Source organism: Microcystis sp. M53603_WE2 (assembly GCF_030065435.1).
This window is the reverse complement of the sequence record NZ_JASJFF010000343.1, coordinates 1-5,051: the sequence shown is the minus strand read 5'-3', so window position 1 is coordinate 5,051 and position 5,051 is coordinate 1. Positions and strand designations below refer to the sequence as shown.

The following is a 5,051-nucleotide window of genomic DNA, read 5'->3' as shown; positions in this document are numbered from 1 at the left end:
GTGTTCCCGTTCATCGTCTGGAGGAAATTCACAGTCGCGAGGAATTGCAACAAACCCTGCGACTAATGGCCAAAAATCAAATCCTGCGTTTAGCTTAAGTAGCTGGTTATAATTAAATTGAAGATATATTTTGGGGTCGATCCCCCCTGCCCCCCTTGATAAGGGGGGTGCCGATAGGCGGGGGGCTCCCCCTTGATAAGGGGGGTGCCGATAGGCGGGGGGCTCCCCCTTGATAAGGGGGGTGCCGATCCCCCCTGCCCCCCTTGATAAGGGGGGTGCCGATAGGCGGGGGGATCCCCCTTAATAAGGGGGGTGTCTGACAACTTTTAACACCTGCCTGCTTAAGGGAAAGATGTCTTTTCTGATGGGACTGGCAGAGATAATATAATAGGACAAAAAGTAGATAATCCCAATTCCTAAGATACCCATAGTTCCCCCAGTTCAAAAAATTAGGAGGCTTGCAAAAAATGCCGATTGGTGTGGCTGAATTTGTCGAAAATCAGGAAAATCGCTGTCCTGTGGTATTACTACTAGATACCTCTGGTTCAATGTCAGGGGAACCGATTAAGGCTCTCAATGATGGTATCAAAACCTTTCAGCAGGATGTGATGCGGGATACCCAAGCGACGTTGAGTGTAGAAACCGCCATTGTTACCTTTGGTAATGGAGGGGTTAAAACCGTGCAAGATTTTGTCGGGATTGACCAATTTACGCCACCTACTTTAACCGCAGGAGACTTAACTCCGATGGGAAAAGCGATTGAATTGGCCTTAGATTTAATCGAAGATCGTAAGGCGATTTATAAAAGTTATGGTATCCAATATTATCGTCCCTGGATATTTTTAATTACTGATGGTGCGCCTACGGATCAATGGAATCTGGCGGCGCAACGGGTAAAACAAGGAGAAGCAGAAAATCGGGTTTTATTTTTTTCTGTAGGTGTTCAGGGGGCCGATATGGAGAAGCTCAAACAGATTTCTAATAATCCCCCCGTGTTACTCAATGGGTTAGATTTTCGGGATTTATTTCAGTGGTTAAGTAACTCAATGAAACGAGTTTCTGGTGGTAAAATTGGAGAGGCGATCGATTTACCACCAGTGAATTGGGGACAAATTACCACCTAGAGGACAGTTAATTATGTGGAGAACGTTGTGTCAATCGGTAATCGGTAGTTTTCATGTGCAAGGGGGATTACCCTGTCAAGATTATGGTGCTTATAAATTATTGGGTCAGGATGTTTTGATTGGAGCCGTGGCCGATGGGGCCGGTAGTGCCAAACGTTCGGATTTGGGGGCGAAAATAACAGTTAAAGCAGCGCTGCAATTTTTAGAGGAAAATCTCAAAAAAACAGCATTTGCGGCAACTGAAACTGAAGCAGAATTAGAGGAAATATTCCGGCGACTGTTGGCTTATGTTCAGCAAATTCTCCAAGAAGAAACCGAAAAAGAACAGTTAGACATTAATGATCTAGCGACAACTTTACTGGTTGTTTTGGTTACTTCAAAACGGTTAGCGGCGATGCAGATAGGAGATGGTTTTATTGTCTTCAAACCTCTGGGTGGAAATTATCAGTTATTGTTGCAGCCTGACAAGGGGGAATACATCAATGAAACCACTTTTGTTATTTCTAGTAATGCTTTGGAGGATATGCAAATAAAAGTTTTAACCGAGCCAGTTGCCTTTATTTGTGTGGCGACAGATGGAGTGGAAAAGGTATCGATCGATTATAAAAATTGGCAGCCTTTTCCGCCTTTTTTTCAGCCATTAGAGGAATATTTACAACAGACAGAAACGCCATTGCAGGAAGATCTCAAAGAATTTTTAGAGCGGGAGGATTTAAATAAGTTAACAACCGATGATAAAACCTTACTCCTAGCTTTTTGTTTAAGAAACTGAGGGGTTTAAGAAACCGGGTTTGTTTGACAAACCCGGTTTCTGGATCGAAATTTTTGATCCCTTGTGTCAAGGTGCTACCTTGGGACCTAATATTAACGAATCTACCTCAAACAATCGTGAGCAGAAAATCTATCAAAAGTAATCTGTAGGTTGGGTTGAGGAACGAAACCCAACTCAATTATTAAAAAGTGTTGGGTTTCACTATCGTTCAACCCAACCTACGATGGGACTAAGGCTGAGGGGTTTAAGAAACCGGGTTTCTGGATCATAGCGTTCCTAGGTAAAACAATCGTGAGCAAAAAATCTATCAAAAGCGACTTGAAGAGAATTGATGCGATGACGGATGAGAATATCGATTATTCTGATATTCCGCCGTTAGGTGATGAATTCCTTACCCAAGAAACAGTATCTTTTTCGACATCAAAGCAGCAATTAACTATACAACCTATGGCAGATTTAATCGTCCGCAATATCGATGAAGCCATCGTCAAAGCTCTCAAAAAGCGAGCCAGCCAACACGGGATCAGTGCCGAAGCCGAACACCGCCAAATCTTAGAAAAAGCCTTGCTGCAACCGCAACGAAAATCCCTAGCAGAGGTGCTATGCCAGATTCCCAACGTTGGCAACGATTCAGACTTCGATCGCGTTCAAGATGACACAGCCAAACCAGTATTTGATTGATACTAAGTAGGTAGGCGTTAAAAATTATCAGACACCCCCGTTATCAAGGGTAGGGTTGATTCATGAATCAACCCTACCTTATCAAGGGGGGATCAAGGGGGGATTAAAGGCAAAATCCATTTTTAATTTAATTATAACCAGCTACTTAATATTATTAGTAAGTGAGCAAGATGCTCACACTTATAATAAGTAGGTAGGTGTTAAAAGTTGTCAGGCACCCCCCTTATCAAGGGGGGCAGGGGGGATCCCCCCGCCTATCGGCACCCCCCTTATCAAGGGGGGCAGGGGGGATCGGCACCCCCCTTATCAAGGGGGGCAGGGGGGATCGGCACCCCCCTTATTAAGGGGGGCAGGGGGGATCGAACCCAAAATCTATCTTCAATTTAATTATAACCAGCTACTTATATCTAACTTATTAGAAACGACTAGATAAATTTTTCTGAACAGCACAAATACTCGGAGATTTTTTGATGTCTTTAACTTATCGCTGTCAACTACAGAATCGCTGGATTACACTGACGCAAGAACTGGCGAACAGTGGCGAAGCGAAAGTATGGCACACTAACTTTAATGGGTACTTAGCGAAAATCTACCACAATCCCCATAATGAAAGGGTTGATAAATTACAGTTAATGGTGAGAAATCGGCCTGGGGATCCTAATGCTCATCTTAACCATATTTCCTTCGCTTGGCCCTATTCTATCTTGGAAGATAACCAGGGAAAAGTCGCTGGTTTTTTAATGCCAGAAGTGGTGGGTTCAGAAACATTATTAAAGCTTTGTACGCCCAAGTTAAGAAGACAAGACAAGTTAGAAGCTAATTGGTATTTTCTTCATGTAGTAGCGCGGAACATAGCCGCTATTATCCAAGCAATTCACGCTAAAGGTTATGTTTTGGGAGACATCAAGCTAGAAAATATCTTAGTGAATAATCGGGCGTTGCCTACAATTATTGATACAGATTCATTTCAAGTATCAGATCCGGATAGTAGTAAAATATATCGGTGTTTAGTTGGTTCAGAAGGATTTACACCGGCGGAATTAATTGGAGTAAATATAGCAGATGTAGATCAAACAGAAGTGCATGATCGCTTTCGATTAGGAGTTGTTATTTATTATCTATTATTTAGCGGGCCGCCGTTTCGGGGATTGTGGCAAGGAGCAGGAGATTCCCTGGAACAGTCGGAACTAATTCGACGGGGACTCTGGCCTTTTTCTGGTGATAAATTGGTTGTACCTAGTAATACAACAATCCCATTAAATATTTTACATCCCGACTTACACGCCCTATTTTTGCGCTGTTTCAATGAGGGACATAAATTCCCCCACAGACGACCGACGGCTGAGGAATGGCGTGGTACTTTGGAAGCTGCACTAAAAGAGGTTATACGCTGTGGCAAAGTTGATAATCATTACTACAACCGCAGTTACGGAAAGTGTTATTGGTGTGAGCGATCTAGTGATTTAAATTTTGATATTTTTCCGGGTAAAAGTATCGCTAATGTGACATCTACACCGTCACCTAAAGTAGCGCCAACTCCACTGACAAACTTTACCGAAAACCTACCCAATGGAATAACACTGGAAATGGTAGGCTTACCAGCAGGTCAATTTCTCATGGGCTCTCCTGATAGTGATCCCGATGCTGCAAGTTGGGAAAAGCCTCAACACCAAGTTCAAGTAAACAGTTTTGCGATTGGGAAATATCCAGTTACTCAGGCGCAATATGAAGCAGTAATGGGAACCAATCCCTCTTGGTTTAAAAATAATCCGCAAAATCCGGTAGAAGATGTTAGCTATAGCTGGGACGACGCTCAAGCCTTTTGTCAGAAATTGAGTCAAATAACCGGGAAAACCTATCGCCTACCGACGGAAGCGGAATGGGAATATGCTTGTCGTGCGGGGACCACTACTCGCTATTATTTCGGTGATGATGCTAATCAGTTAGGAGATTACGCTTGGTATAAAGGAAATTCTCAGGAGACAACTCATCCTGTGGGCCAGAAAAAGCCCAATGCTTGGGGACTCTATGACATGAGTGGCAATGTTTGGGAGTGGTGCGAAGATTATTGGCATGATAGCTATAAAAATGCGCCAAGTGATGGCAGTGCCTGGCTAACAAAAAATGACGATAATTATCATATTTCTCATATAATTCGTGGCGGCTGTTGGGGCCTCGATCCCGGGTATTGCCGTTCCGCGTCTCGCGCCCGCAGCGGCGGCGGTTTTCTGGCCGTCAGCCTCGGTTTTCGGGTGGTGTGCGTCCCCACTGTGACATCTACACAGTTACCTATCGCTACTGTGACATCTACACCGTTACCTAAAGTAGCGCCTCCAGCGCCCTCTTCGCCACCACCTCCCCCAGCAAAGCTAACTCCATTTACCGAAAAAATATCCAAGTGAATAACACTGGAAATGGTAGGCTTACCAGCAGGTAAATGTCTCATGGGCTCTCCTGACAGTGATCCCGATGCT

The 5,051-nt window shown here is 44.0% G+C and carries 4 protein-coding genes and 1 pseudogene; all 5 read left to right on the top strand.

What is annotated here, in order from left to right; translation table 11 throughout:
• Positions 1-98: pseudogene (locus PX481_RS29625) on the top strand (thioredoxin); the annotation flags it as partial.
• A 369-nt stretch (positions 99-467) separates the two neighbouring features.
• Entirely contained in the window at positions 468-1,124 is a 657-nt protein-coding gene (locus PX481_RS07430; RefSeq protein WP_288025417.1) for a vWA domain-containing protein, read from the top strand.
• 13 nt (positions 1,125-1,137) lie between these two features.
• Entirely contained in the window at positions 1,138-1,896 is a 759-nt protein-coding gene (locus tag PX481_RS07425) for a PP2C family serine/threonine-protein phosphatase (protein ID WP_045356219.1), read from the top strand.
• 336 nt (positions 1,897-2,232) lie between these two features.
• Positions 2,233-2,577 (top strand): FitA-like ribbon-helix-helix domain-containing protein, encoded by a 345-nt coding sequence (locus PX481_RS07420; RefSeq protein WP_288094188.1) that lies wholly within the window; start codon positions 2,233-2,235, stop codon positions 2,575-2,577.
• Positions 2,578-3,047: 470 nt separating this feature from the next.
• On the top strand, positions 3,048-4,979 hold the full coding sequence (locus PX481_RS07415; RefSeq protein ID WP_288094186.1) for an SUMF1/EgtB/PvdO family nonheme iron enzyme: 1,932 nt from the start codon (positions 3,048-3,050) through the stop codon (positions 4,977-4,979).
• Positions 4,980-5,051 lie beyond the last annotated feature (72 nt).

Excerpts from the sequence above, each read along its gene's own strand:
- PX481_RS07415 (WP_288094186.1), top strand. The coding sequence starts at position 3,048 with ATGTCTTTAACTTATCGCTGTCAACTACAGAATCGCTGGATTACACTG.
- PX481_RS07420 (WP_288094188.1), top strand. The coding sequence starts at position 2,233 with ATGACGGATGAGAATATCGATTATTCTGATATTCCGCCGTTAGGTGAT.
- PX481_RS07425 (WP_045356219.1), top strand. The coding sequence starts at position 1,138 with ATGTGGAGAACGTTGTGTCAATCGGTAATCGGTAGTTTTCATGTGCAA.
- PX481_RS07430 (WP_288025417.1), top strand. The coding sequence starts at position 468 with ATGCCGATTGGTGTGGCTGAATTTGTCGAAAATCAGGAAAATCGCTGT.